Raw genomic sequence first — 25,126 nt, 5'->3', positions numbered from 1 at the left:
GTGAACCCACCTTTCGGCCAAAGGGAGTTGTGCTATGACCGGCTTCTTCGGGGCGGACCCCGGACCGAGCCCGTTCGACGCGATGCTCGCCCACTTCTTCGGCAACGCGGTACCGGGAAGGCACCCGCGCGCCGTCGGCATCACCCGGCTGATGAGCGAGCAGGCCCAGGCGCTCGTCTCGGCGGCCGTCCGGCAGGTCGCGGAATGGGGCGGGGCCGAGCTCGACTCCGTGCACCTGCTGTGGGCGGCGGCGCACACCCCGGGCAGCCGGGAGCTGATCCAGCGGGCGGGCGCCGATCCGGACGCCCTGGCCGAGCGGGTCGAGAAGGAGGTCCGGCGCGGTGAGCAGCAGACCGCGGCCCCCACGCTGACGCCCGGCGCCAAGCGGACGCTGCTCGACTCGCACCAGATCTCGCGGGGGCTGCGCTCCTCCTACATCGGCCCCGAGCACCTGTTGCTCGCGCTCGTCGCCAACCAGGACTCACAGGCGGGCCGGATGCTCGGCGAGGCCGGGCTGACCCCGGACGCGATGCGGCGGGTGCTCGCCGGACCGGGTGCCGCGGCCGGCCAGCCCCGCGCGCAGCAGCAGCAACAACAGCGGCCCAGCGAGACGGAGACGCTCGACACCTACGGCCGTGACCTGACCGCCATGGCCCGTGACGGCCAGATCGACCCGGTGGTGGGCCGCGACGACGAGATCGAGCAGACGATCGAGGTGCTGTCCCGCCGTACCAAGAACAACCCGGTGCTGATCGGCGAGGCCGGTGTGGGCAAGACGGCGATCGTCGAGGGCCTTGCCCAGCGCGTCGCCGACGGGCAGGTGCCCGAGTCCCTGACTGGCAGGCGGGTGGTGCAGCTCGACCTGACCTCGCTCGTCGCGGGCACCCGCTACCGCGGCGACTTCGAGGAACGGATGAACAAGCTGCTCGAGGAGATCCGCGCGCACCGCGACGAGCTGATCGTGTTCATCGACGAGCTGCACACCGTCGTCGGCGCCGGTGCCTCCGAGGGTTCGATGGGGGCGAGCAACATGCTCAAGCCCGCGCTGGCCCGCGGCGAGCTGCACATCGTGGGCGCGACGACCCTCGACGAGTACCGGAGCAACATCGAGTCCGATCCCGCGTTCGAGCGCCGGTTCCAGCCGATCCTCGTGCCCGAGCCCAACGTGGAGGACACGCTCGCGATCCTGCACGGGCTGCGGGACCAGTACGAGGCACACCACCAGGTGCGGTTCACCGACGAGGCGCTGTCCGCGGCGGCCACGCTATCCGACCGCTACATCACCGACCGGTTCCTGCCGGACAAGGCGATCGACATGGTCGACCAGGCGGGTGCCAGGGTCCGGATGCGCTCGGGCAGGCGGCCGGACCGGCTGCGCGAGATGGAGTCCCGCCTCGAACAGCTCACCCGCGACCGCGACCAGGCCGTCAGCGAGGAGCACTACGAGCGCGCCTCGGCGCTGCGGGACGAGATCAACGAGCTGCGCGGGCAGCTCGACGAGGCCAGGGACGACGGGCGGCAGGCCGGGGTGCCCGAGGTGGGTGCCGTCGACATCGCCGAGGTCGTATCGCGGACCACGGGTGTCCCGGTGAGCCAGCTGACCCAGGAGGAGCGCGAGCGGCTGCTGCACCTGGAGGAGCACCTGCACGGACGCGTCGTCGGGCAGGACGAGGCCGTTGAGGCGGTCGCCGAGGCGGTGCGCCGGACCAGGGCGGGCCTGGCCGAGCCGAACCGGCCCTCGGGCAGCTTCCTGTTCCTCGGGCCGACCGGCGTCGGCAAGACCGAGCTCGCCAGGGCACTGGCCGAGGCGCTGTTCGGCGGCTCGGACCGGATGATCCGGCTCGACATGTCCGAGTACGGCGAGCGGCACACGGTCTCCCGGCTGATCGGTGCGCCGCCCGGCTACGTCGGCTACGAGGAGGCGGGCCAGCTGACCGAGGCGGTACGCCGCCGCCCGTACTCGGTGGTGCTGCTCGACGAGATCGAGAAGGCGCACCCCGAGGTGTTCAACATCCTGCTGCAGGTGCTCGACGACGGCAGGCTGACCGACGGTCGCGGCCGCACGGTGAACTTCGCGAACACGGTGCTGATCATGACCAGCAACATCGGCTCCGAACTGGTGCTCAGCGGCACCCAGGGTGCCCTCGGCTTCGCGCCGCCCCGCGAGTCGGACACCGAGCAGCCGCTGCGGGACCGGCTGATGCGCAGGCTCCGGGAGTCCTTCCGGCCCGAGTTCCTCAACCGCATCGACGAGATCATCGTGTTCCGCCGGCTCTCCGCGGAGCAGCTCCAGCGCATCACGACGCTGCTGCTCGAGGAGACCCGCCGCAAGGCACACGCACAGGACGTCGAGGTGGAGGTCGAGGAGGGCGCCGTGCGCTGGCTCGCCGAGGCCGGCTACCAGCCGGAGTACGGCGCCCGCCCGCTGCGGCGCACGATCCAGCGGGAGGTCGACAACGTGCTGTCCACGATGCTGCTGGACGGGCGGGTGACCGCTGGCTCGTTGGTGCGCATCGGTGTCGGCGAAGGGCGGCTGTCCTTCGACGTGGCCGAGCGGGCCGGAGCGATGTAAGCCACACTGGTGCCCGACTTCGGGGTAGGCCAAAGTTAGGGGTGAGCAGGCCGGAACCAGTTCCCCGAGGAGAGCCCATCATGGAAGAGCACGTCGTCCCGCGGCCGGCGGAGCTGGACGTGGCCGAGGCGCTTGCCACCGCGGTGCGGGAGCTGGACGCGGCACCGGACGTCGACGCCACCGTGGAACGGGTCGTGGCCGCCGCGGCCGCCAACATCCCCGGCACCGAGCACGCCGGGATCTCGCTGGTGGACCGCAAGGGCATCCGCACGGTGGCGCCGTCGGACGAGCTCGTCTCGCGCATCGACAAGTCCCAGTACCAGCTCGGTGAGGGGCCGTGCGTGGACGCCATCGAGCACCACCGCACCTACCGCACGGGCAACCTGCGGGAGGAGCCGCGGTGGCCCAGTTTCGGCGGGGCCGCCGCCGACCTCGGGATGCTGTCGATGCTGTCGATGCGACTGTTCTCCGGTGACGGCACCATCGGCGCCCTCAACCTCTACTCGGCGCGGCCCGACGCGTTCGACGCCCATGCCGAGCACATCGGCGAGCTGTTCGCCGCCCACGCCGCGGTGGTGCTCAGGGGCTCCCAGCGGCAGGCCCAGTTCCAGGCGGCGCTGCAGAGCAGGGACCTGATCGGGACAGCCAAGGGCATCGTCATGCAGCGGCACGGCGTCACCGGCGAGCGCGCGTTCTCGATGCTGGTCGAGGCCTCCCAGCGGTCCAACCGCAAGCTCTACGAGGTCGCGGAGTGGGTCGTCGAGGACGTCAACCGGGCGGCGGGCAGAGACCGCTCGTAGACCCGCTGGGTGTCGGCGGCGATGCGGTCCCACGAGTAGCGGCAGCGGGCGCGGTCGGCGCCGGCGATCCCGTAGGCGTCGCGCAGGGCGCCCTCGCCGAGCAGCCTGCGCAGCGCGGTGGCCAGCCCGTCCGGGTCCTTCGGTGGCACGAGCGTGCCGGTCACCCCGTCGACCACGGTGTCGGTGAGCCCGCCGACGGCCGCGGCGACCACGGGGACGCCGCACGCCATCGCCTCGAGCGGGACGATGCCGAACGGCTCGTACCACGGCGTGCACACCACGGCGTCCGCCGACCGCAGCAGTGCCGGCATGTCCGGCCGGGCGACCTGCCCGGGCATCCGCACCCGGTCGGCGACGCCGAGCCTGCGGGCGTAGTCGAGCAGCCGCCGCGCCTCGGCGTCGTCGGCGAGCCTGCCCCGCTCGGGGCCGCCTGCGATGACCAGCTCCGTGTCCGGCAGCGCGGGCAGCGCCGCGATCGCGACGTCGAAGCCCTTGCGGGGCACGAGCCTGCCCACCGAGACGATGCGGTGCCGGTGCCCTCTCGGCGACCGTGGACCGGCCGGGTCGAACCGGGTGAGGTCGACCCCGCAGGGCACCACCGACATCCGGTCGCGCGGCAGCCCCAGCCTGGCGAGCTCGAACACCTCGTCGGAACACGTCGCGGCCACCCGGGTGGCGCTGCGGCCGACGAGCCGCTCCAGCCGGATCCGCTCCGGCGGGCTGGTGTCCTCCTCGCCCTGGTAGCGCCGCTTGACCACGCCCAGCGCGTGGAACGTCTGCACCACCGGCAGGTCGTGTGCGCGGGCGGCCAGCACGGAGGCGAGCCCGGACATCCAGAAGTGGGCGTGCACCAGGTCCGGCCGGTCGGCGGCCCAGGCGTGTTCGAGGTACTCGGCGAAGGAGCCCATGTGCGGCAGCAACTCATCCTTCGGCACGTGCCGGGCCGGGCCCGCGGGCACGTGCACGACGCGGTAGCCGCCCGGGGTGCGCACCTCGCCGGGCAGGTCGTCGGCGTCCCGGCGGGTGTAGACCGTCACGTCGTGGCCCGCGCGGGTGAGCCCAGCCGACAGCTCGGCGACGTGCACGTTCTGGCCACCGGCGTCGACCTCGCCCAGTGCGGCCAGCGGGCTGGCGTGTTCGGAGACCATGGCGATCTTCATGTGCTCCCTCCCAATCTCGGGGCCCGGCTCCCGGCACTCACGACAGCACCCCATCGAGTAGGACGTCCCAGTTCCGCAGGAAGGGTTCGAGCCCGTAGTGCGCGAGCGCGTGCTCGCGGGCCGACTTGCCCATGTGCACGGCTCGCTCCGGCTCGGCGATCAGGGTGCGCACGGCCGAGGTCAGGGCCGCGACGTCGGTCGAGACGACGCCCGCCTCGGGCGGCACGGCCATGGCCGCCTCGGTGCACGCGAGCGCGACCGGCGGCAGGCCGAGGTGCATGGCTTCGAGCAGGGAGAGGCCGAGCGAGGTCCAGCGCGCGGTGTGCACGTACACGCGCCTGCGCGCCATCTCCCGGTGCAGCGCGTCCTGATCCAGGTCGCCGACCGGGGTGACGCGGTCGAGGTCGAGACCGTCGAGGCCCATCCCGTACAGGTCGATCGGCGCGGCCTCGGCGAAAACCGGCAGCAGGTCCGTGCCGACGATGCGGCCCCGCCGCACCGGTTCGTTGATGAGCACGGCCGCGCGTTCCAGCTCGCCGGTGTAGGCGTAGCCGGGGTCGGCGATGCCGTGCGGGATCACCACGGTCGGCGCGCGGCCGTTGTCCCACATCAGCTCGTTGAAGTGGGTGACGTGGACGAGCACGATGTCGTCGCGGTCGGCGACCGGATGCCGCGTCGTGGCGGCGTGCTCACGCGGGGTGTTGTGCTCGACGTAGACGGCGGGGACGTCCCGCCCGGGACGCCGGCCGAGCCAGCGCTCGGCGAGCTCGAGCTCCTCCGGCCGTTGCAGCACGACCAGGTCCACGTCGGTGTCCCGCAACCGTGGCGCGGGCACCTCCACCGCGGAGTCCGGCCACGCGCGCCCGCAGCGTCCCCGGCCCCACGGCCCGCCCTCTTCCAGGGTGGGCAACAGGTACGTGTGTCCACCCCGGACGAACGAGCCGGTCCACGAGCCGTGGACGTGCCACACGAGCACTCTCGGCTCGCCGGTCGCGCGGGTCGCGGGTGTTGGCATGTACAAGTGATTGCCCCGCGCCCGCTCGACTAAACACTATGGACGGCTAAGTGCTTGTCCCCGTCCTCACCTCCCGGCGTGCCGGGAACAGCGCCAGGAACAGCCCGGCGATCGCGGTGGAGCCGTAGAGCAGGATCGCGGGCGCGTTCACGTTGACGATGTTGCCCGGTAGGTCCGTCGCTGCCGCGACCAGCCCGTACGCGCTCAGACCGGTGAAGACGAAGAACATCAGCCAGCCGTAGATCCGCGTGGCTGCGGGCTTGCGGGACGCGGCGAGGCCGAGCAGCCCGACCCCGGTGTGCACGATGTTGAGCAGCACGCTGATGCTGAACACCCACACGGTGCGCTGCGGGTCCGGCCCGATCTGACCGCCGTTGCCCACGATGAACCCGGCGATGCCCAGCACGAGGTACACGACGCCGATCAGCAGCGCGAGCCGCATCAGCCAGACCTTGCGCGGGAGCATGCCGTCGGGGGAGGAGCGTTCTGTGCTCATCGCTCTCCCGTCCGCCACATCGGCGCGTTCGTGTCCAGGCACGACGTCTGCAGCAGCCCGCCGTCGACGGCCAGTGACTCGCCGGTGACGTAACCGGCCGCCGGGGTCGCCAGAAACGCGACGACGGCCGCCACCTCTCGGGCATGCCCCGGACGGCGCAGCGGGATGCCCGCGCGCGGCCGCTCGGTGGGGTCGGCGTTGTCCTGGCCGGTCATCGGCGTCGAGATCTCGCCGGGCGCCACCGAGTTCACCGTGATGCCGTGCTCGGCGAGCTCGATCGCCATGACCTTCGTCAGGGCACCGACGCCCGCCTTCGCCGCGCAGTACGCCGCCGCGCTGTGCTTCGGCGCGTGCTCGTGCACGCTGGTGATGTTGACGATGCGCCCACCGCGACCGGCGTCGATCATGTGCCGGGCGGCGCGCTGGGCGCAGGCGAAGGCTCCGTCGAGGTCGACGGAGAGCGTCTCCCGCCACGAGTCGAAGTCGGTCTCCATCACCGGCTGCCCGAAGCCCGTGCCTGCGTTGTTGACGAGGACGTCGACGCCGCCGAGCTCGTCCGCGAGCTCGTCGATCGCGGCGGCGGCCGTGGGCAGGCCGGTCAGGTCGAGCCTGCGGACCGCGGTGGACACCCCCTGCTCCTTGGCCTCCTGGGCGGTCGCGGCCGCCCCGGCCTCGTCGGAGTGGTAGGTGATGCCGACGTCCAGTCCACCACCGGCGAGGGCCACCGCGATGGCCCTGCCGATTCCGGAGTCCGATCCGGTCACCACGGCGGTGCGTGGCTGGTCGGTCTGTTCGGGGAGGGGCGCTGGTCGGCTCATGGGTGACACCTCCACACGGAACCGTCGGTTCCTCAGGCGGGTACGGACTCGGTGCGCCGCTGCCACGCGCGGTGCTTGGCCAGCTCCTCGCCGAGGCGGGCGAAGAACTCCTCCGGCAGCGACTGCTCGGCCGCCTTCGACGACACGACACCGTTGTCCACCAGCACGCCGGTGTCATCGGCCAGCTCGTCGGCGACCCCGGCGCGGCGCAGCAGCTTCAGCCCGGAGCCGAACCCGGCTACCGGCTTGACGTGCTTGTATGCCTCGGTGACGAAGTGCACCGCGTAGCCGTCCTGCGACAGCGTGGCCACACTGTCCGGGCCGCAGGGCACCACCACCGCGTCGTAGAGCACCGAAGCCATCGTGTTCAGTGCGCGATCGGCCTCGATGTCCTCGCCGGTGGCGGCACGGACCCGGCCGTCGGTGGGCGCGAGCACCTCGGGCAGGGCACCCTGCTTGCCGAGCGCGTCGACGAGCCTGCGGACGCCGTCGCCGTCGACACCGTCGGCCACCAGCACCGCGACCTTGCGCGAGTCGATCCGGTGCATGGGCGCGTTGAGCTGCGAGAGCGCCGGGGAGGAGCGGCCGTGGTTCGGGGTGGCCTCGGCCGCGGGCGGCGGCACTCCGATGCCCGCGGCGACCCTCGTCGCCAGCCCGTGGTCGACGTGTTTCAGGTGCTCCACCACGCGGGCGCGCACCTCCATCGTCTCCACCTTGCCGAGTTCGAAGCGGAAAGCCGAGACGATGTGCTCCGCCTCCACCTCGGACATGCTGTTCCAGAACAGCGTCGCCTGGCTGTAGTAGTCCTTGAAGCTCTCGCTGCGCCTGCGGATCTTGTGGCCCTCCACCTTCTCCGCGTAGTGCGTGAACGCGCCGGAGTCGGCCAGTGCCGGGCAGCCGCCGCCGAGGCTGTTCTTGAAGTACGACGTGCGCCCCTTGTGGATGGCCTGCTGCCCGTAGCCGTCGCGCTGGTTGTGGTGCGGCTCGGCGAGCGGCCGGTTCACCGGCAGCTGCGAGAAGTTCGGGCCGCCGAGGCGGATGAGTTGCGTGTCGAGGTAGGAGAAGTTGCGTGCCTGCAACAGGGGATCGTTGGTGAAGTCGATCCCGGGCACGACGTTGGCGGTGTGGAAGGCGATCTGCTCGGTTTCGGCGAAGAAGTTGTCCGGGTTGCGGTCGAGCACCATCCGGCCGACCGGGCGCACCGGCACCTCCTCCTCCGGAATGATCTTGGTGGCGTCGAGCAGGTCGAAGTCGAAGGAGAACTCGTCACTCTCCTCGACGAGCTGGACGCCGAGCTCCCATTCGGGGAACTGGCCAGCTTCGATGCTGTCCCACAGGTCGCGACGGTTGAAGTCCGGGTCCTTGCCCGCGATCTTCTGGGTCTCGTCCCACACCAGCGAGTGGGTGCCAAGTACGGGCTTCCAGTGGAACTTCACGAAGGTGGCCTTGCCCTCGGCGTTGACCAGCCGGAACGTGTGTACCCCGAAGCCCTGCATCATCCGGTAGCTGCGCGGGATGGCGCGGTCGGACATCAGCCACATCATCATGTGCATGGTCTCCGGCTGCAGCCCGACGAAGTCCCACAGCGTGTCGTGCGCCGACTGTGCCTGCGGGATCTCGTTGTGCGGCTCCGGTTTCACGGCGTGCACGAAGTCCGGGAACTTGATCCCGTCGTGGATGAAGAACACCGGCATGTTGTTGCCGACGAGGTCGTAGTTGCCCTCACGGGTGTAGAACTTCGTGGCGAAGCCCCGCACGTCCCGCACGGTGTCGGCGGACCCGCGTGAGCCCGCGACGGTGGAGAACCGCACGAAGACGGGCGTCCGCACGCCGGGGCTGGTGAGGAAGTCCGCGGCGGTGTAGTCGGCGAGCCACCCGTCGTAGGGCTCGAAGTAGCCGTACGCGCCGGCGCCACGCGCGTGGACGACCCGCTCCGGGATGCGCTCGTGGTCGAAGTGCGTCAGCTTCTCTCTGGCGTGGAAGTCCTCGAGCAGGGTCGGCCCCCGCTCGCCCACGGTGACCGAGTCGTCGGTGTTGTCGACCTTCACCCCCTGCTGGGTGGTGAGGTCGGTGCCCTCCTGGCGGACTCGGAACGATTCCAGCTGCTGGTTCTTGTCGCTCGGTTGTTCGGGCACGGTGTCCTGCACCTTTCCGGACGGGCTTTCGACGATTTCCCGTCGGCTACCCGGCCCGGTCCGCGGCAAACAGCCGCCGCGCGCTCATCCTGTGATTCCCGGGCCGCCGGTCAGGACACGCCGGCGAGGCGCCGTTTGGCGATGACGATGTGCACCACGCGGCCCCCGTTGTGGTGCCCGTTGTGTTCTTCGCGCCAGGCCGACAGCGAGTCGGTCACCGTGCGCATCACCTGCCAGCCGAACGTCCGCTCGTCCGGCATCCGGCCGCCGCGGGTGGTGCAGGAGACCGTCACCCGGAGCGCATCCGGGCCGGCCAGGAAGCGGCAGCCCAGCACGGAACCGGGCAGTGATCTGCTGATCAGGCACGTGCACGCCTCGTCGACGGCGAGCTTGACATCGGCCACCGCGTCCGGCGTGAAGTCCGCGCGCTCGGCGACGTGCTGGACGACCATGCGGACCATGGCCAGCTGGCCGTTGTCGGCGGGCACGCGAAGTTCGACGGGGCCGGCGAACCGGGGCCCGATCCAGTCCGCGAGCTCAGGTCTACGCATTCGACTCGGCTACCCATCGGCCGTCCACCCACACGCGTTCGTATGTCACGGTCCGACGTCGATCTTGCGGCTGGTGAAACTCGTTTTGGGCATTTTGCACCAGAGCGTTGGCCCATTCCCGCAGGGCGTCGCAGGTTTGGCCCCGGGTGCGCCGGGGCAACCGCTCATCGTACGAGAGAAGCACTTCCAGCGCCGGTCACCGCCGACGAACGGAGGTAGTCATGGTGTACGAGGAACGTCGCGATGTAGCGCTGGAGGACCGTTCCGTGTCGCAGCTGGTCAGCGACATGTCCGAACAGGTCAGCAGGCTCGTCCGCGACGAGATGAAACTCGCCGTCACCGAGATGCAGCACAAGGGCAAGCGCTTCGGTGCCGGTGCCGGGCTCGCCGGCGCCGCCGGGGTGACGGCGCTCTTCGGTGCCGCGACGCTGATCGCCGCCGCGGTCCTCGCGCTGGCTCTGGTGCTGCCCGGGTGGGCGTCAGCCCTGATCATCGGCGGTGGGCTGCTGCTCGTCGCCGGCGTGCTGGGGCTGGTCGGCAAGAGCCAGGTGCAGCGGGCCGTTCCACCGGTACCGGAGGAGGCGACCACGAGCGTGCAGCGCGACGTGGAGTCCGTGAAGGAAAGGGTGCGCCGATGAACACACCAGAGGAGCCGCGTGCCGAGAGCGGTACGGAGCGGGAGTTCCCCCGCGACGCCGAGCAGGCCCGTACCGACATCGAGCTCACCCGCGAAGAACTCGGCGACACGGTGCAGGCCCTTGCCGAGAAGGCGAACGTCCCGGAGCGCGCGAAGGAGCAGCTGCACGAGCGGACCGAGCAGGCAAGGGACCTGATGCGGGACAAGCTGCCGCCGCCCGCGGCCGACCGGGTGGAGAAGGTGGCAGGCACCGTCGGCCGCAACCCCGCACCGATCGTCGGCGCCGCGGTGCTGGCGGTGATCCTGGTCCGCCTCATCGTGCGCAGGAGGCAGCAGTGAAGGTTCTCTACCGGCCGTTGAGCATGGCGGTCAGTGCCGCGGGTGGCGTGCTCGCGGGCGTCGTGTTCAAGCAGGTGTGGCGCCGGGTTACCGGTGAGCCGGACGCGCCGAGCGCGACCGATCGCGGTTACGGCTGGCGCCATGTCGTCCTGGCGGCGGCGCTACAGGGCGCGGTGTTCGGTGCCGTGAAGGCCGCCGTCGACCGCGCGAGCGCCACCGGGTACGAGAAGGCGACCGGCGACTGGCCCGGCGACGGCTGAGCCCGCCGGTGTGGTTGTTGAGAGTGCCGGGCGTGTACCGGCCGCAGGAGGACACGTGGCTGCTCGAAAGCGCCGTCCGCTCCGCGGCGGTACCGCCCGGAGCACGGGTGCTCGACCTGTGCACCGGAGCGGGCGCGCTGGCCGTCGCCGCCGCCCGCGCGGGCGCGGCCTCGGTGACCGCGCTGGACCTCTCCCGCCGGGCGCTGGCCGTGACCTGGCTCAACGCCCGGGCACGCCGCCTGCCGGTGCGCGTACGCCGGGGCGATCTCCGCGGTGACCTGCCCGGAGGCAGGTTCGATGTCGTGCTGGCGAACCCGCCGTACGTGCCCTGCGCGCCCTCGGGCGGCCGGAACTTCCGGTGGGACGCGGGAATTGACGGAAGGGACGTGCTCGACCCACTGTGCGCGTCGGCGCCGGACCTGCTGTCCGAGCAGGGTTTCCTGCTGCTCGTACAGTCCGCGATCAGTGACACGGACGGCACGCTCGTCCGGTTGCGGGACTCCGGGCTCAAGGCGTCGGTCGTCGCGCGCCGCCGCGTACCGTTCGGCCCGGTGCTGCGTGGCCGCACCGGATACCTGGAACGGCACGGGCTGATCGAACCGGGCGCCCGCGACGAGGAGCTGGTGGTGATTCGTGCCGACCGCGCCGAACGACGAGCGTGAGCCCCGCAGGGTCACCATCATCCCCGGCGGCCCCGTACTGGTCGAAGGCCCCGTCGAGGTCGAACTGCCCGGCGGCGGGACCGTCACCTCCGACCGGTTCCGGGTCGCGTTGTGTGCCTGCCGCCGCAGCCGGACGTACCCGTTCTGCGACACCAGCCACCGTCGACGCCGCAGGCGCTGATTCAAGCGGGCTCAGTCGAGGGGCTGCCGCAGCGAGGACTCACCGCGCCGCCACCAGCCGAGCACGAAATCGGCGAGCCGCCCCTCCAGCAGTTCGGTGGCCTGGATGCCGAACACCACGTCCGCCGCCAGTTCCGGCTCGCGGCCGAGCAGGTCGCCGATCACCTCGTGGCGCATCACCTGCTCGTGCACCGCGTCGGCCTCCACGTGCTCGCTGAAGAACCGCACGCAGGCCTCGTCGGCGCCGTGTCGCCGCAGCGTGCGGACCATCCGCTGCGCGCTGGGCGCCGTGGTGATCTCGGCGGCGGCGAAGTGCCCGACGAGCGCGCCGCGCAGCGCCCGATGCAGGCCGAACATCGACATCATGTTGACCGGCGCGAACGCGTGCGCCGGAACGTGTTCCAGGTAGCCGAGGTAGGCGGGAGACAGCCCCGCCCCCGCGAGCAGGTCGGCGTAGAGCTTGGAGTGCATGCGCTCGCCGTGCCCGCCGCCGAACTCGTCGAACTCGACGGCGACCAGCGCCGCCTTCGCCTGGCCCCGCAGGCGCGGAATGGCCCACGCGTGCGGATCGGCCTCCTTGAGGTGGTAGATCGAGCGGTGCACCAGGTACTCGCGCACTTCCGGCCAGGTGCCGTCGGCGGCGAGCCTGCCGGTCAGCCCGGCGCCGTCGTCGGCGGGCTCGGTGAGCAGTTCCTCCAGCGCGCCTTCCACGTCGGCGCCGCCGGGCGTGTCGGCGCGTAGCGCGCCGAGGAACTCCCTCTCCAGTGCGCCGCGCGTGCGCAGCAGGTCCGGGTTCCACTCCCAGTCCGGGTCCACCCCGGAGAACCCGCGGTAGTGCAGTTCGTAGCACACCTGGAGTGCGAGCTGGAGATCGTCGCCGTACGGATCGGCCCTGCTCGCGTCGGCGGGCAGGAGGCAGTCCGGCCGCGGGCTGCGCGCGAGCGCGTTGACGATCGCCGCGGACAGCGGTCCTCGCGGCAGTGGCAGCGCGGCGGCGTCGTGCGCGGCGTCGCGTTCGGCCAGGGGTGCGGCCATGAAGGACCTCCATCGGGTGCTCGGGTGCGGCTCGGCGCCGGGAAAGCGGCTACCCACGCCGCCGCACCCGTACACGCCGGGGTTGACACGGCCACCTGTTCCCACATATAACCAATCAAAGCCACATAGACTCGGCAAGGAAGCCACATGTACGCACAGGAGCGTCAGCAGCGCATCGTCGAGCGGGCACGCGCCGAAGGGCGAGCCGACGTCGCGGAGCTCGCCGCGGACTTCGACGTCACCACCGAGACGATCCGGCGGGATCTCACCGTGCTCGAACGGCAGGGGCTGCTGCGCCGGGTGCACGGTGGCGCGATCCCCGTCGAGCGCCTCGGGTTCGAACCCGGCCTTGCCGACCGCGACGCCGTGCTGACCGCGGAGAAGGAGCGCATCGCCAAGGCCGCGCTCGCGGAGCTGCCCCGGGAGGGCTCGATACTGCTCGACGCGGGCACGACCACCGCGCGGCTCGCCGAGATCCTGCCGAACGACCGCGAGCTCACCGTCGTCACCAACGCCGTGCCGCTCGTGGCGTCCCTCGCCGTCCGCCCGCAGCTCACCGTCCTGCTGCTCGGCGGCAAGGTCCGCGGCCGCACGATGGCCGCGGTGGAGGACTGGACGCTGCGCGCGCTCGCCGACACCTACGTCGACGTCGCCTTCCTCGGCACCAACGGCATGTCGGCGGAACGCGGTCTGACCACCCCGGACACGGGCGAGGCCGCGGTCAAACGCGCGATGATCCATGCGGCCCGCCGCGTCGTGGTGCTCGCCGACCACACCAAGGCGGGCAACGACTGCCTCGCGCGGTTCGGCAGGTTGTCCGAAGTGGACAGGGTGATCACCGACTCCGGCATCGACGCCGACATCGCCGACCGGCTCGCCGCGGCCGGTCCGGAAGTGGTGCGCGCATGATCGTCACGATGACGCCCAACCCGAGCATCGACCACACCGTCGAGATCGCCGCACTGCGCCGTGGCGAGGTCTCGCGGGCCCGGCGGGCGCACGTCGATCCTGGCGGCAAGGGCGTCAACGTGTCGCGGGCGCTCGCCGCGCACGGGCGCAAGACGGCCGCCGTGCTGTTCGCCGGTGGCGCCGAGGGCAGGCGGCTCACCGAGCTGCTCGACGCGCAGGGCGTGGCGGTGCACGAGGTGGCCGTGGCGGGGGACACCAGGACCAACATCACCCTCGCCGAGCCGGACGGCACGGTCACCAAGCTCAACCTGCCCGGCCCCGGCTGCACCGCCGCCGAGACCGGCGCCCTGCTCGACGCCGCGCTCGCCGCGTGCGGCGAGGGCACCGCGTGGCTGGCAGGCTGCGGCAGCCTGCCACCCGGCGCGGCGACCGACAGCTACGCACGCCTGGTCGCCCGGGCACGGGCGGTGGGCGTCCGGGCCGCGGTCGACTCCTCGGGGCCGGCGCTCGCCCGCTGCCTGGCCGCGGGGCCCGACCTCGTCAAGCCCAACCGCGACGAGCTGGCCGAGTGCGCCGGCCTGCCGGTGCCGACCCTCGGCGCCGTGGTCGAGGCTGCCGGGGCGCTGCGCGCCCGCGGCGCGCGGGCCGTGCTGGCCAGCCTCGGGCCGGACGGGGCCGTGCTCGTCGACGAGCACGGGGCACTGCACGGCGAGGCGCCGGTCGCGGCCGCCCGCAGCAGCGTGGGCGCCGGTGACGCGCTGCTGGCCGGGTTCCTCGCCGCGGGCGGCGAAGGCTCCGCCGCGCTCGCCGTGGCACTCGCGTGGGCTGCCGCGGCCACCGGACTGCCCGGCAGCCGGATGCCGGCCCCCGCCGACGTCCGGCGCATCGACGTCACCATCCATCCCGCGGTCGACGCCGACCGCGTACTCGAGGAGGGCCGCTGACATGGCCGAACTGATCACCGCCGACCTGGTCGATCTGGACCTGGCCGGCACCGAACGGGCCGAGGTCACCGGAGACCTCGCGCGACGGCTCGCCGGCGCGGGCCGCGTCACCGACGTCGACGGCTTCCTCGCCGACCTCCGCAGGCGCGAGGAGCAGATGCCGACCGGGCTGGAGGGCGGCATCGGCATCCCGCACGCCCGCTCGGCGCACGTCACCGAACCGACCCTCGCCTTCGGCCGCAGTGAGTCCGGAGTGGACTTCGGCGCCGCCGACGGGCCCGCCCACCTGATCTTCCTCATCGCCGCCCCCGAGGGCGGCGGTGACGAGCACATGACCGTTCTCGCCTCGCTCGCGCGGCGCCTCGTGCACGAGTCGTTCCGCCAGTCGCTGCACACCGCACCGGACGCCGACGCCGTCGTCGAGCTCGTTCGGCGGGAGGTGCTGGGACGATGAGGTTCGTCGCCGTCACGTCGTGCCCCACGGGCATCGCGCACACCTACATGGCCGCCGAGTCGCTCGAACAGGCAGCGAAGGCGGCCGGGCACGAGATCGCCGTCGAGACCCAGGGCGCGGCAGGCTCGGCTCCGCTGACCGCGCAGCAGATCGCGGAGGCTGACGCGGTGGTCTTCGCCGCCGACGTCGACGTCCGGGACCGGGAACGGTTCGCGGGCAAACCGACGGTGACCGCCGGGGTCAAGGCCGCCATCAACGACGGTGCCGGGCTGATCGCCGAGGCGAGCCGGGCCGCTGAGTCGGCGGAGCCGGCTGAATCGGTTGCGGGCGAGGAGACCCCGGCGGGGGCGGCGCCGGGCCCGGAACTGGCCGGCAAGGTCGAGGGGGGCGCCGGTGCGGGCACGCGAGTGCGCCAGTGGCTGATGACCGGGGTGAGCTACATGATCCCGTTCGTCGCCGCGGGCGGCATCCTCATCGCCATCGCGTTCATGATCGGCGGGGCGGAGATCGCCGCCATCGTGGACGGCGGCGAGTACCGGGGCGTGCAGTACGAGGGCGTCGCCGAACTGTCCGACCTGTTCGGCCAGGCCGGGATCGCGGGCGTGCTGTTCAAGATCGGCTCGACGGCGTTCGAGATGCTCGTGCCGATCCTCTCCGGGTTCATCGCGTTCGGCATGGCCGACCGGCCGGGTATCGCCCCCGGCGTGGTCGGCGGCCTGCTCGCCTCGGCGATCGGGGCTGGCTTCCTCGGCGGCCTGGTGTCCGGCCTGCTGGCCGGTGCCGTCGTGATGGGCCTCAAGCGGCTGCGCGTTCCGCGCGGTGTCGCCGGAGTGATGCCCGTCGTGGTGATCCCGCTCATCGCGACCCTGGTGGTCGGGCTGCTGATGATCGTGGTCGTCGGCGAGCCGATCGCCGCCGTGCAGACCGGCATGACCGACTGGCTCTCCGGCCTCTCCGGTGGCGCCGCATGGCTGCTCGGCGGCCTGCTCGGCCTGATGATGGCCTTCGACATGGGCGGCCCGGTGAACAAGGTGGCCTACACCTTCGGCCTCGCGGCGCTCGCCAGCGGCGACACGCTCATCATGGCCGCGGTGATGGCCGCGGGCATGACACCGCCGCTGGGCCTAGCGCTGGCCACCGTGGTCCGCGCCCGCCTCTTCACCAGGGCCGAACGGCAGGCGGGACAGGCGGGCTGGCTGCTCGGGCTCTCGTTCATCACCGAGGGCGCGATCCCGTTCGCCGCGGCCGATCCGTTCCGGGTCATCCCGTCGGTGATGGTCGGCAGCGCCACCACCGGAGCCCTTGCCGTGGCCTTCGGCACCACCTCCCTCGCCCCGCACGGCGGTATCTGGGTGGTCGGGCTGATCGGCTCGCCACTGCTGTACCTGCTCGCGATCGCCGCCGGCACGGCCGTCACCTGTGGCTGCCTGCTGGTGGCCAAGAACATCGGCCGGAACAGGACCGGTACCGCCACGACCAGCGCGGCGACCGCCGAGCCGGTCACCGTCTGAACACGAGGAGAAGACCATGATCGAACGCCGAGTCGTCGTCGGTTCCGCCGTCGGCCTGCATGCCCGGCCCGCGGCGCTGTTCACCCAGGCGGCCGCCGCCCAGCCCGTGCCGGTGACCATCGGCAAGGACGGTGCCGAGCCGGTGGACGCCCGCAGCATCCTGTCGGTGATCGGCCTCAACGCGCGCGGTGGCGACGAGGTGGTGCTGCGTGCCGACGGGCCGGAGGCCGGCCGCGCGCTGGACGAGCTCGCCGCGCTCCTCGCCACCGACCACGACACCTGATCACGGCATCGGGTGGCGCTGCCCGGCCCCGACGGCCCGCTCGAAGGCATGGCCGACGCGCAGCACCCTGCGGTCCCCGCGGTGCGGCCCGACGACCTGAAGGCCGACGGGCAGGCCGCCCGGTGTGAACGCCGCGGGCACCGACAGCGCCGGGCAGCCGGTCACCGAGATCAGGTAACAGCTGGCCATCCAGTCCAGGTAGGTCCGCATCTCGACGCCGTCCACGGAGCCGGGGTGGACGAGCCCGGCCTCGAACGGCACGACCTGGCTGACCGGGGCGAGCAGGACGTCGAAGCGCTCGAAGAACTCCCGGACCCGGTGGTACAGCGCCGCCTGGAGCCGCTCCGCGCGGCCGAGGTCGGGTCCGGTGAGCGCGCGGCCCTGCTCGATGTTCCACACGGCGTCCGGTTTCAGCCGCTCGCGGTGCTCGTCGAGCAGGGCGCCGTAGGCCAGTTCGAGCTGCCACGCACGGCGTATGCGGAACACCTCGTCGGCGCCGGTGAGGTCGGGGCACGCCTCCTCCACGCAGGCGCCCAGGTCGGTGAAGGCGCTCAGGGTTGGCAGGAGCGCGTCCCTGACCTCCCGGTCCACCGGCACGGTGCCCCCGAGATCCGGGGTCCAGGCGATCCGCATCCCCCGCAGATCGGCGTCGAGCGGCGGCCGGAAGTCCGCGCCGGGCGCCTCCAGTGCGAGCGGACAGCGCGGGTCCGGCCCGGCCAGCACCGACAGCAGGAGCGCGGTGTCCGCGACCGTGCGCCCCATCGGCCCGCTCACCGCCAGCGGCGACCACGGCGCGGCGGACGGCCACGACGGCACGCGGCCGGGGGAGGGCCGCAGCCCGACGACGTTGCAGAACGACGCGGGGTTGCGCAGCGAGCCGCCGGTGTCGCTGCCGTCGGCGAGCGGCACCATTCCGGTGGCCAGCGCGGCAGCTGCGCCGCCGCTGCTCCCGCCCGCGCTGCGGTCGAGGTCGTAGGGGTTGCGGGTGACGCCGAAGACCGGGTTGAACGTGTGCGAGCCGAGGCCGAGCTCGGGAACGTTGGTCTTGCCGACCGTGATCGCACCTGCCGCCCGCATCCGCTCGACGACCAGGTCGTCGTGGTCCGGCACGTGGTGGGCGAAGATCGGGGAGCCGTAGGTGGTCCGGATTCCGGCCGTGGCCGCGAGGTCCTTGTGCGCGACCGGCACGCCGTGCAACAGGCCGGTGTCCTCGCCCGCGGCCAGCCGGTCGTCGGCCAGCGCGGCCTGCGCGAGCGCGCGCTCCGCGGTGAGCGTGACGACGGCGTTGACGGCCGGGTTCACCCGCTCGATGCGGTCCAGGTGTGCGGTCACGGCCTCCCGGCTGGACACCTCCCCGCGGCGGATCGCGGCCGCGAGGGCCACGGCGTCGTCGAAGTGCACGTCATCTCCTCGTTCGCTACGGGGACCCGGCGATCAGCGCAGCGGGTGCAGGGCGGCGAGCTCCGCCTGCGGCGCGCCGGTGGCGATCGTGTCGGCGAGCAGGCTGCCGGTCACCGGCCCGTGGGTGATGCCCCACATGCCGTGCCCGCCCGCGACGAAGACGTGCGGGGAGAGCGTCGGCCCGACCAGCGGCAGCCCGTCGCTGGTCACCGGGCGCGCGCCCACCCACTCGTCGGTGCGCGAGTCCCAGTCGACGCCACGCAGGAACGGTCGGGCGGCGGCCACCACACTGGCGATCCGTCGCGGGTCCGGCGGTGCGTCCGCGTGCCGGAACTCCATCATCCCGGCCACCCGCAGCCGGCCGCCGAGCGGCGTGCAGACCACCTTCCGCGACGGGAAGTACACCGGTCCCGCGGGCATCCGCTCGGGCACCACGCTGAAGCTGTAGCCGCGCCCTGCCTGTACCCGCCTGCGCACACCGAACGGCCGCGCCAGCCGGTTCAGCAGCGCGCCGGTCGCCAGGACCACCGCGTCGGCACGCGTGCGACCCCGGCCGGTGCGTACCTCGGCGCCGCCTGCCTGCTCGCGCACGCCGGTGACCGGCACGCCCTCCTCGATCCGGCCGCCCTTCGCCCGCAGCGCGGCGGCCACCGCCTCGACGTAGCCGCCCGGATCGATGTAGCGCTGGCCGTGCAGGCGCAGCGCGCAACCCACCTCGCCGCTCAGCATCGGTTCCAGTTCGCGAGCCCGCGGCCCGCTGAGCAGGTCGAACTCCACTGGCTGGCCTGCCGCCCGCACGTGCTCCAGCTCGGTGACCACCGCGCGGCACTGCGCCTCGGTGTGCGCGGCGACGAGGCACGGCTCCATCGGCCTGCTCACCACGCCACCGGCCGACGCGAGCGTGTCATGCGCCTCGAGTGCCCGCAGGTTCAGCGGCACCAGCGCGGCCATGGCCGCCCGCCACCGCCGCTGCGTGCTGTTGCGGGCGAACGAGAGCAGGAAGCGCGCCAGCGCCGTGTCCGGGCCGGCGGGTACGTACAGCGGCGCCGACGGCGACATGAACCCGGACAGGCCCGCCCGCAGGGCCGCCGGTTCGGGCAGCGGCACCGCGAACGCGGGGGAGAGCCACCCGGCGTTGCCCCACGAGGCGCCCGCGCCGACGTGGCCGCGCTCCAGCACGGTGACGTCGATGCCGTGCTCGCGCAGGAACCAGGCGGTGGACAGGCCCACGAGACCGGCCCCGACGACGACCACGTGCTCCGGCCGGTGCTGTGTGTGCGTCACGGCCGCCATGCTCCGCCCGCGCCGGTCGCGGCGGCAACCCGCCCCGCGGGTGCGGAACCGGATGTGCCCGCCGCCGTATGCTCGGTCCCGTGTCCGTCGAGCCCGGGGAGTTGCGGGAGTTCGAGGCCGAGCGGCCCCGCCTGTTCGCGGTCGCCTACCGGCTGCTCGGCTCGGCGAGCGAGGCCGAGGACGCCGTGCAGGACACCTTCCTGCGCTGGAACTCCGCCGATCATGCCGCCGTGCGCAATCCGGCCGCGTGGCTGACGAAGGTCCTCACCAACCTCTGTCTCAACCGGCTGACCTCGGCCCGCGCACGCCGCGAGAGCTACGTCGGGCCCTGGCTCCCGGAACCCGTGGCCACCGGTGACGGCGTCGAGGGGCCGCTCGCCACCGTGGAGCGGCGCGACACGGTTTCGATGGCCTTCCTCCTCCTGCTGGAGCGGCTCACGCCACCGGAGCGCGCCGTGTTCGTGCTGCGGGAGGCGTTCGACTACGGCCATCGGGAGATAGCCGGGATCCTCGATCTGACCGAGGCGAACTGCCAGCAGCTCTACCGGCGCGCACGGTCGCGCATCGCCGAGGAACGGCCGCGGTTCGCCGCCTCCCGCGAGGACGGGCACCGCATCGCGCGACGGTTTCTCGCCGCGGCGCGGGGCGGCGACCTCGGGCGGCTGGAGAGCCTGCTCGCCGACGACGTGGTGGCGTGGGCCGACGGCGGCGGGCGGACCTCCGCCGCCCGGCGGCCGGTGCGCGGCGCACGGCGGGTGGCGCGCTACCTGAGCGGCTGGATGAGCCGGGACGTCCCGGGACTCCGCACCTCCGTGACCGAGGTGAACGGTGAGCCCGCGATCCTCGGGATCGCCGAGGGGCAGCTGCTGGTGGCGGTCGTGCTGGACATCGCCGACGGCCGGGTCGCCGCCGTGCGCACGGTCAACAACCCCGGGAAGCTCGGCTATCTCGCCACGCAGGTCCTGTGACCGAGGCCACGTCCCGCGGTGTCAGGAACCGGCCCGCCACGCGGTTCGGGTGGTGACCAGCGGCGTGGAAGGAGACGACGGTGAAATCGGAGACAGGGCAGGGACAGCACATCGTGGTGGTGGGAGCCGGGTACGCGGGCCTCGCGACGGCCGGACGGGTGGCCCGCAGGACGCGGAGCGCTCGCGTGACGCTCGTCAACGCGAGCCCGCACTTCGTGGAACGCGTCCGGCTGCACCAGGTCGCGGCGAACCAGCGCCCGCGCGAGCACGCGCTCGCCGACCTGGTTCGCGGCACGGGGATCCAACTGGTCGTCGGCCGGGTGACGGCGCTCGACGCGGGCCGCCGCGAGCTGTGGGTCGACACGCTCGGTGAGCCGCTGGGCTACGACGCCCTGGTGTACGCGCTGGGAAGTGTGGCGGACACGAGCGGCGCCGCCGGTGTGGCCGAGCACGCGTACACGGTGGCCGGCGTCGACGGCGCCCGCGCGCTGCGGGACCGTGCGGGTGCGCTGGCGGCAGACGGTGGTGCGGTGGCCGTGGTCGGTGGCGGGCTGACCGGTATCGAGACGGCGACCGAGCTGGCCGAGACGTACAGCGGGCTGCGGGTGCGGCTGCTGAGCGGCACGGAGCCGGGCGCGGACCTGTCGCCGCGCGGCCGGGCGCACCTGCGCCGCGCCTTCGGCAGGCTCGGCGTCGAGGTGCACGCGGATGCGGCGGTCGAGGAGGTGACCGAAGGCAAGGTCGTGCTCACCGGCGGGCGGGCCGTCGCCGCGGACCTCACCGTCTGGGCGGCGGGCTTCACGGTCCCGGCGCTGGCCGCCGAGGCGGGGCTCGCCGTGGACGGCAGCGGCCGGATCGTGGTGGACGGCACGATGCGGTCGGTGTCGCATCCGGAGGTCTACGCCGTCGGCGACAGCGCCGCGGCCCACCGGCCGGACGGGCGGGAGCTGCGGATGTCGTGTGCCACGGGGCTGCCGGTGGGGCAGTACGCGGCCGACGCGCTCGTGGCACGGCTGGCCGGGCGCGAGCCGGGACCGTTCCGGTTCCGCTACCTGATCCGGTGCATCAGCCTGGGCAGGCATGACGGCGTGATCCAGTTCGTCGACCCGGCCGACCGTCCACATCGGACCGTGCTGACCGGTGGCACCGCCGCTCGGGTGAAGGAGGCCGTGGTGCGCGGTGCCCGGATGACGGCCGCCAGGTCCGGCCCCTACCTACCGGCTCGCCGGTACTGACGCCGTCCCGGCCGCGCGGGCCTCAGCAGAACGGCCAGATCCACCGGCAGCCGCCGTCGTCATCGTCGTCGTCATCACCGCCGTCACCGCCGCCGCCCGGTTCGCTGGAGGTGGTCGGCGGTGCCGAGGTGCGCGGCGGGCTGGTCGGCTGCTCCGAGCCGGTGCGTGAGGGCTGGGTCGTGCCGGGCGCCGTGCTGGAGTCCTCGGTCGCCGAGGTGGACGTCTCCTCCTCGGTCCGCGAGCTCGGTTCCGTCTCGCTGGAGGTTTCGGAGCTGGTCGTGGTCGTCTCCGTGCTACGGCTGGTGGTGCCGGTGAGCGTGGCCGCGGGCGTCGAGGTGAGCGTGACGTCCACGCCCGGGGTGCGATCGGGGAACGTGATGACCCGGACCTCGTCGGGCCGGTCGACCTGCCGGTCGTTGTCGCCGGGCACCGTCTTGACGAGGAACGCGGCCACTCCGCAGCCGATCACGACGGCGGTCATGACGGCGAACACACGCAGGCGCGACCGCGGCGCCGGGGGAACCCGCTCGTTCCACCCGTCGTCGGAGAGCCTGGTCACCGACACGTCGTCGTTCACCGGGAAGACCTTTCGTGCTCGGAGGCGCAGCGGCGCTCTGTCTACCGTAGAGCACCACCCGATGGGGCGACATTCGGGTATTCTTCCCAAAACTTGAGAGGGCTGTGCGAGGCTATTCGGCCTCGCGAGCGCTTAACTACGGGAAGTGTTGTCCCCGCAACGAAAGGTAATCACCGGGCCTGTGCGGCGCCCACGCCGAAGTCCGTTGTGGACAGGCGCCTCACGGAGGTGCCTACGAGGCGGACATGAGGAGCGCGTGCAGTGCACGGTTGAACTCGTCGGGACGCTCCAGGTTCGGCATGTGCGCCGCGCCTTCGATGACGGCCAGTGTGGCGCCAGGGATGCGCTCGTGCACGGACTCGGCGACATCGACGGGGGTGAACTCGTCGTCGGCGCCGACCACGACCAGCGTCGGCACGGCGATCTCCGCGAGCATGTCCACGTAGTCCGGCCGCTCCGCCCGGCCGCGCAGGGCGGCCGCGGCACCCTCCGGCGAGGTCGCGCGCATCATGCCGAGCACGTGTTCGGCGACGTCCGGCAGCGTGCGGATGTTGTGCGGTGCCACCATCTTGGGCAGCACCTCGGCCGCGTACGGGGCCATCCCCTCGCGCACCAGCCGGTCGGCGAGGTCGTGCCGCCATGCCCGGCCCTGCGGCGTCTCCGCCCGCGCCGAGGTGTCGGCGAGCAGCAGCGCACGGATCCGGTCCGGGAACAGCCGGTGCAGTTCGAGCGCGATCTGGCCGCCCATGGAGAGGCCGCCGAGGGCGAACGTGCCGATGCCGAGGTGGTCGAGCAGGCCGGTGATGTCGCGGGCGAACGTCTCGAACGGCGTGCTGCCCGCGACCACGGTCGTCTCGCCGTAGCCGCGCAGGTCGGGGGCGATCACCCGATGGCCGGCCCGGCTGAGGTGGTCGATCTGCGGCCGCCACATCGAACGGTCGAACGGGTGACCGTGGACCAGCACGAGCGGGTCGCCGCCGCCCTGGTCGTCGTACCCGACGGTGATCTCGTTGACCCTGGCCACGTTCATGCCCGTTCCCTTTCGTGGTTGACCACCCGACACTATCGAGAGCATTATCTCAGTGCAATAGAAACAATGTCCTCGGTGCAATTCGGATGGGCAGGATGGACGACTACCGGGCGATAGCGGACCGTGTCGCCGCCGACATCGCCGCCGGCAGGCTCGCGGCGGGCGACCGGCTGCCACCGCAGCGCCGGTTCGCGCGCCGGCACGGCATCGCGAGCTCCACGGCGGCGCGGGTGTACGGCGAACTGACGCGGCGCGGGCTGGTCGTCGGGGAGGTGGGCCGGGGCACCTACGTGCGGGCGGCACAGCCGCCGCCGGATCTCGCGCTGGCCGAGCCCGCCCCGGCCGGGGTGGATCTGGAGCTGAACTTCCCGGTGCTGCCCGGCCAGCCGGAGCTGCTCGCACGAGTGCTGGACGGCCTCGCCCGGCCGGACGCCCTCGGCGCCGCACTGCGGCCGGCCGGGGTCGCCGGCACGCCGCGGTCCCGCGCGGCGGCCGCCGGGCTGCTCGCCCGCGCGGGCTGGACCCCGGACGAGGAAAGGGTGCTGTTCGCCGGCAACGGCAGGCAGGCGATCGCGGCCGCGATCGCCGCGCTCGTGCCGGCAGGCGGGCGGCTCGGGGTCGAGGCACTCACGTACCCGGTGGTGAAGGGGATCGCGGCACGGCTGGGCGTCACGCTCGTGCCGCTGGCCACCGACGACGAGGGCCTCGTGCCGGATGCCCTCGTGGCGGCTCACCGTGCCGGGCCGCTGCGCGCCGTGTACCTCCAGCCGACACTGCACAACCCGCTCGGCGTCACGATGCCGCCGGGACGGCGCGCGGCCGTCGCCGCGACCCTGCGGGAACTGGACGTCCCGGCCGTCGAGGACACCATCTACGCGTTCCTGCGCGAGGAACCGCCGCTCGCGGCGTACGCGCCGGAGCGCACGGTGCTGGTCGACAGCCTGTCCAAACGGCTGGCGCCGGGCCTTTCCGTCGGTTTCGCCGTCGCGCCGGCCGGCGGCGTGGACCGCCTCGCCGCGGCGCTGCGTTCGGGAGGGTGGGCGGCGCCGGGGTTCGCCCTGGAGGCGGCGACCCGCTGGATCGGGGACGGCACGGCGGCCGCCGTGCAGCGGGCGAAGCTGGGAGACGCCGCCGCCAGGCAGGAGATCGTGCGGGACCGGCTCGGGGGCTTCACCGTCCGGGCCGACCCGGGTGCCTACCACTGCTGGTGGGAGCTGCCGCCGCCGTGGCGGGCGGAGACCTTCGTCGCGGCCGCGGCGCGGCGGGGAATCGCGGTCACCCCGGCGGGCGCTTTCGCGGTCGGCTCGGGCCGGGCGCCGAGCGCGGTGCGGCTGGCGCTGTCCGCTCCGCCCGCCGCGACCCTGGCCGCCGCGCTCGACGTGCTCGCGAGGCTGGCGCGGGCGGCGCCGGACGACGAGTACTCGTGACCGGGCCGTCCCCCGATGTGTCCACTATGGACGAGTTTCCGGGTGGCCGTGTCCGGGTAGCCAGGCGGACGGAGGTGACACCAATGGCGACGACCGATGTGGAGCGGCTGCGAACAGCCCTGTCCGACGCGGACTTCCCGGCACAGAAGGACGAGCTGGTGCGCGACGCGGAGCGGGCCGGTGCGGACGGCGACACGATCCGGGCGCTGAGCTCCATCCCGCCGGTCGAGTACTCGAACCTCGACGAGGTCGAGAACTCCGTGCCGCTCGACCCCGGGCCACCGGACTCCGGCACGGCGGAGCGGCGGAGGCGGCATGTCAAGCCGGGGCTGAGCCAGCAGGAGAAGGACGTCTCCAGCCATCCGATCGTCGAGGAACTCGGCGAGAACCGGGGAAGCTGACCGGCGTCTCCGGCGCTGTCGCTACCGTTCAGG

27 protein-coding genes are annotated in these 25,126 nt (G+C 72.9%); 16 read left to right on the top strand and 11 right to left on the bottom strand.

Features of this window, described 5'->3' with window-relative positions; genetic code table 11:
* Positions 1-34 precede the first annotated feature (34 nt).
* Both JAP66_RS03600 and JAP66_RS03595 read left to right on the top strand, forming a co-directional pair.
* Positions 35-2,572 (top strand): ATP-dependent Clp protease ATP-binding subunit, encoded by a 2,538-nt coding sequence (locus tag JAP66_RS03600; protein WP_199430121.1) that lies wholly within the window; start codon positions 35-37, stop codon positions 2,570-2,572.
* Positions 2,573-2,652: 80 nt separating this feature from the next.
* Complete coding sequence (locus tag JAP66_RS03595; protein ID WP_199430120.1) at positions 2,653-3,372, top strand: GAF and ANTAR domain-containing protein; 720 nt, start codon at positions 2,653-2,655, stop codon at positions 3,370-3,372.
* On the opposite strand, the gene JAP66_RS03590 is transcribed toward JAP66_RS03595, so the two are convergent.
* From JAP66_RS03590 to JAP66_RS03565, 6 genes are all read right to left on the bottom strand, one after another.
* Entirely contained in the window at positions 3,309-4,532 is a 1,224-nt protein-coding gene (locus JAP66_RS03590; RefSeq protein ID WP_199430119.1) for a glycosyltransferase, read from the bottom strand. The two genes, JAP66_RS03595 and JAP66_RS03590, sit on opposite strands and share 64 nt — an antisense overlap.
* A gap of 37 nt (positions 4,533-4,569) precedes the next feature.
* Positions 4,570-5,547 (bottom strand): glycosyltransferase, encoded by a 978-nt coding sequence (locus tag JAP66_RS03585; protein ID WP_199430118.1) that lies wholly within the window; start codon positions 5,545-5,547, stop codon positions 4,570-4,572.
* A 46-nt stretch (positions 5,548-5,593) separates the two neighbouring features.
* Positions 5,594-6,043, bottom strand: coding sequence for a DUF4383 domain-containing protein (locus tag JAP66_RS03580; protein WP_235998740.1), 450 nt, complete (start codon positions 6,041-6,043; stop codon positions 5,594-5,596).
* Positions 6,040-6,861: an SDR family oxidoreductase gene (locus JAP66_RS03575; protein WP_199430117.1), complete on the bottom strand. Its 822-nt coding sequence runs from the start codon at positions 6,859-6,861 to the stop codon at positions 6,040-6,042. The genes JAP66_RS03580 and JAP66_RS03575 overlap by 4 nt, the downstream gene beginning before the upstream one ends.
* Before the next feature lie 32 nt (positions 6,862-6,893).
* Positions 6,894-8,996: a catalase gene (locus tag JAP66_RS03570; protein WP_199430116.1), complete on the bottom strand. Its 2,103-nt coding sequence runs from the start codon at positions 8,994-8,996 to the stop codon at positions 6,894-6,896.
* A 110-nt stretch (positions 8,997-9,106) separates the two neighbouring features.
* On the bottom strand, positions 9,107-9,547 hold the full coding sequence (locus tag JAP66_RS03565) for an ATP-binding protein (RefSeq protein WP_199430115.1): 441 nt from the start codon (positions 9,545-9,547) through the stop codon (positions 9,107-9,109).
* A 221-nt stretch (positions 9,548-9,768) separates the two neighbouring features.
* Between JAP66_RS03565 and JAP66_RS03560 the strand changes: the two genes are divergently transcribed.
* Genes JAP66_RS03560 through JAP66_RS03540 form a run of 5 tightly spaced genes read left to right on the top strand, consistent with a single transcriptional unit; the run spans position 9,769 to position 11,626 of the window.
* Entirely contained in the window at positions 9,769-10,185 is a 417-nt protein-coding gene (locus tag JAP66_RS03560; protein ID WP_199430114.1) for a phage holin family protein, read from the top strand.
* Entirely contained in the window at positions 10,182-10,523 is a 342-nt protein-coding gene (locus JAP66_RS03555) for a DUF3618 domain-containing protein (RefSeq protein ID WP_199430113.1), read from the top strand. The genes JAP66_RS03560 and JAP66_RS03555 overlap by 4 nt, the downstream gene beginning before the upstream one ends.
* Positions 10,520-10,783 carry a DUF4235 domain-containing protein gene (locus JAP66_RS03550; RefSeq protein WP_307849422.1) on the top strand — a complete coding sequence of 88 codons (264 nt, stop codon included), beginning with the start codon at positions 10,520-10,522 and terminating at the stop codon, positions 10,781-10,783. Before JAP66_RS03555 ends, JAP66_RS03550 begins: the two co-directional genes overlap by 4 nt.
* 8 nt (positions 10,784-10,791) lie before the next feature.
* Entirely contained in the window at positions 10,792-11,445 is a 654-nt protein-coding gene (locus tag JAP66_RS03545) for a HemK2/MTQ2 family protein methyltransferase (RefSeq protein ID WP_199430112.1), read from the top strand.
* On the top strand, positions 11,417-11,626 hold the full coding sequence (locus tag JAP66_RS03540; protein ID WP_199430111.1) for a CDGSH iron-sulfur domain-containing protein: 210 nt from the start codon (positions 11,417-11,419) through the stop codon (positions 11,624-11,626). The genes JAP66_RS03545 and JAP66_RS03540 overlap by 29 nt, the downstream gene beginning before the upstream one ends.
* Before the next feature lie 11 nt (positions 11,627-11,637).
* Here the strand turns inward: JAP66_RS03540 and JAP66_RS03535 are convergent, their stop codons facing one another.
* On the bottom strand, positions 11,638-12,660 hold the full coding sequence (locus JAP66_RS03535) for an iron-containing redox enzyme family protein (RefSeq protein ID WP_199430110.1): 1,023 nt from the start codon (positions 12,658-12,660) through the stop codon (positions 11,638-11,640).
* Positions 12,661-12,807: 147 nt separating this feature from the next.
* On the opposite strand from JAP66_RS03535, the gene JAP66_RS03530 reads away from it, so the two are divergent.
* The 5 genes from JAP66_RS03530 to JAP66_RS03510 are packed head-to-tail and all read left to right on the top strand — an operon-like array spanning position 12,808 to position 16,761.
* Positions 12,808-13,569, top strand: coding sequence for a DeoR/GlpR family DNA-binding transcription regulator (locus tag JAP66_RS03530; protein ID WP_199430109.1), 762 nt, complete (start codon positions 12,808-12,810; stop codon positions 13,567-13,569).
* Positions 13,566-14,513, top strand: a complete 948-nt coding sequence (gene pfkB, locus JAP66_RS03525) for a 1-phosphofructokinase (RefSeq protein WP_199430108.1) — start codon at positions 13,566-13,568, stop codon at positions 14,511-14,513. Before JAP66_RS03530 ends, pfkB begins: the two co-directional genes overlap by 4 nt.
* Position 14,514: 1 nt before the next feature.
* Positions 14,515-14,967 (top strand): PTS sugar transporter subunit IIA, encoded by a 453-nt coding sequence (locus JAP66_RS03520; protein ID WP_199430107.1) that lies wholly within the window; start codon positions 14,515-14,517, stop codon positions 14,965-14,967.
* Positions 14,964-16,478 carry a PTS fructose transporter subunit IIC gene (locus tag JAP66_RS03515; protein ID WP_199430106.1) on the top strand — a complete coding sequence of 505 codons (1,515 nt, stop codon included), beginning with the start codon at positions 14,964-14,966 and terminating at the stop codon, positions 16,476-16,478. The genes JAP66_RS03520 and JAP66_RS03515 overlap by 4 nt, the downstream gene beginning before the upstream one ends.
* Positions 16,479-16,494: 16 nt before the next feature.
* On the top strand, positions 16,495-16,761 hold the full coding sequence (locus JAP66_RS03510) for an HPr family phosphocarrier protein (RefSeq protein ID WP_199430105.1): 267 nt from the start codon (positions 16,495-16,497) through the stop codon (positions 16,759-16,761).
* Here JAP66_RS03510 and JAP66_RS03505 read toward each other — a convergent pair whose 3' ends face one another.
* Entirely contained in the window at positions 16,762-18,162 is a 1,401-nt protein-coding gene (locus JAP66_RS03505) for an amidase (RefSeq protein ID WP_199430104.1), read from the bottom strand. It lies immediately after the preceding gene.
* A gap of 33 nt (positions 18,163-18,195) precedes the next feature.
* Entirely contained in the window at positions 18,196-19,455 is a 1,260-nt protein-coding gene (locus JAP66_RS03500; RefSeq protein ID WP_199430103.1) for an NAD(P)/FAD-dependent oxidoreductase, read from the bottom strand.
* Positions 19,456-19,523: 68 nt separating this feature from the next.
* Here JAP66_RS03500 and JAP66_RS03495 point away from each other — a divergent pair, with 68 nt between their 5' ends.
* Positions 19,524-20,423: an RNA polymerase sigma-70 factor gene (locus tag JAP66_RS03495; RefSeq protein WP_199430102.1), complete on the top strand. Its 900-nt coding sequence runs from the start codon at positions 19,524-19,526 to the stop codon at positions 20,421-20,423.
* Positions 20,424-20,503: 80 nt separating this feature from the next.
* Entirely contained in the window at positions 20,504-21,658 is a 1,155-nt protein-coding gene (locus JAP66_RS03490) for an NAD(P)/FAD-dependent oxidoreductase (RefSeq protein ID WP_199430101.1), read from the top strand.
* 22 nt (positions 21,659-21,680) lie between these two features.
* Here JAP66_RS03490 and JAP66_RS03485 read toward each other — a convergent pair whose 3' ends face one another.
* Together JAP66_RS03485 and JAP66_RS03480 are read right to left on the bottom strand one after the other, a co-directional pair.
* Complete coding sequence (locus JAP66_RS03485) at positions 21,681-22,235, bottom strand: hypothetical protein (protein WP_199430100.1); 555 nt, start codon at positions 22,233-22,235, stop codon at positions 21,681-21,683.
* A gap of 232 nt (positions 22,236-22,467) precedes the next feature.
* Positions 22,468-23,265 (bottom strand): alpha/beta fold hydrolase, encoded by a 798-nt coding sequence (locus JAP66_RS03480; protein ID WP_199430099.1) that lies wholly within the window; start codon positions 23,263-23,265, stop codon positions 22,468-22,470.
* A gap of 95 nt (positions 23,266-23,360) precedes the next feature.
* Here JAP66_RS03480 and JAP66_RS03475 point away from each other — a divergent pair, with 95 nt between their 5' ends.
* Together JAP66_RS03475 and JAP66_RS03470 are read left to right on the top strand one after the other, a co-directional pair.
* Entirely contained in the window at positions 23,361-24,692 is a 1,332-nt protein-coding gene (locus JAP66_RS03475) for an aminotransferase-like domain-containing protein (protein WP_199430587.1), read from the top strand.
* An 83-nt stretch (positions 24,693-24,775) separates the two neighbouring features.
* Positions 24,776-25,093 carry a DUF2795 domain-containing protein gene (locus tag JAP66_RS03470; protein ID WP_199430098.1) on the top strand — a complete coding sequence of 106 codons (318 nt, stop codon included), beginning with the start codon at positions 24,776-24,778 and terminating at the stop codon, positions 25,091-25,093.
* Positions 25,094-25,126: the final 33 nt, after the last annotated feature.

It is taken from the genome of Qaidamihabitans albus (assembly GCF_016464705.1).
Classification (GTDB): domain Bacteria; phylum Actinomycetota; class Actinomycetes; order Mycobacteriales; family Pseudonocardiaceae; genus Qaidamihabitans; species Qaidamihabitans albus.
The sequence above is the reverse complement of the archived record's forward strand: the minus strand, read 5'-3'. Positions and strand labels throughout refer to the sequence as shown.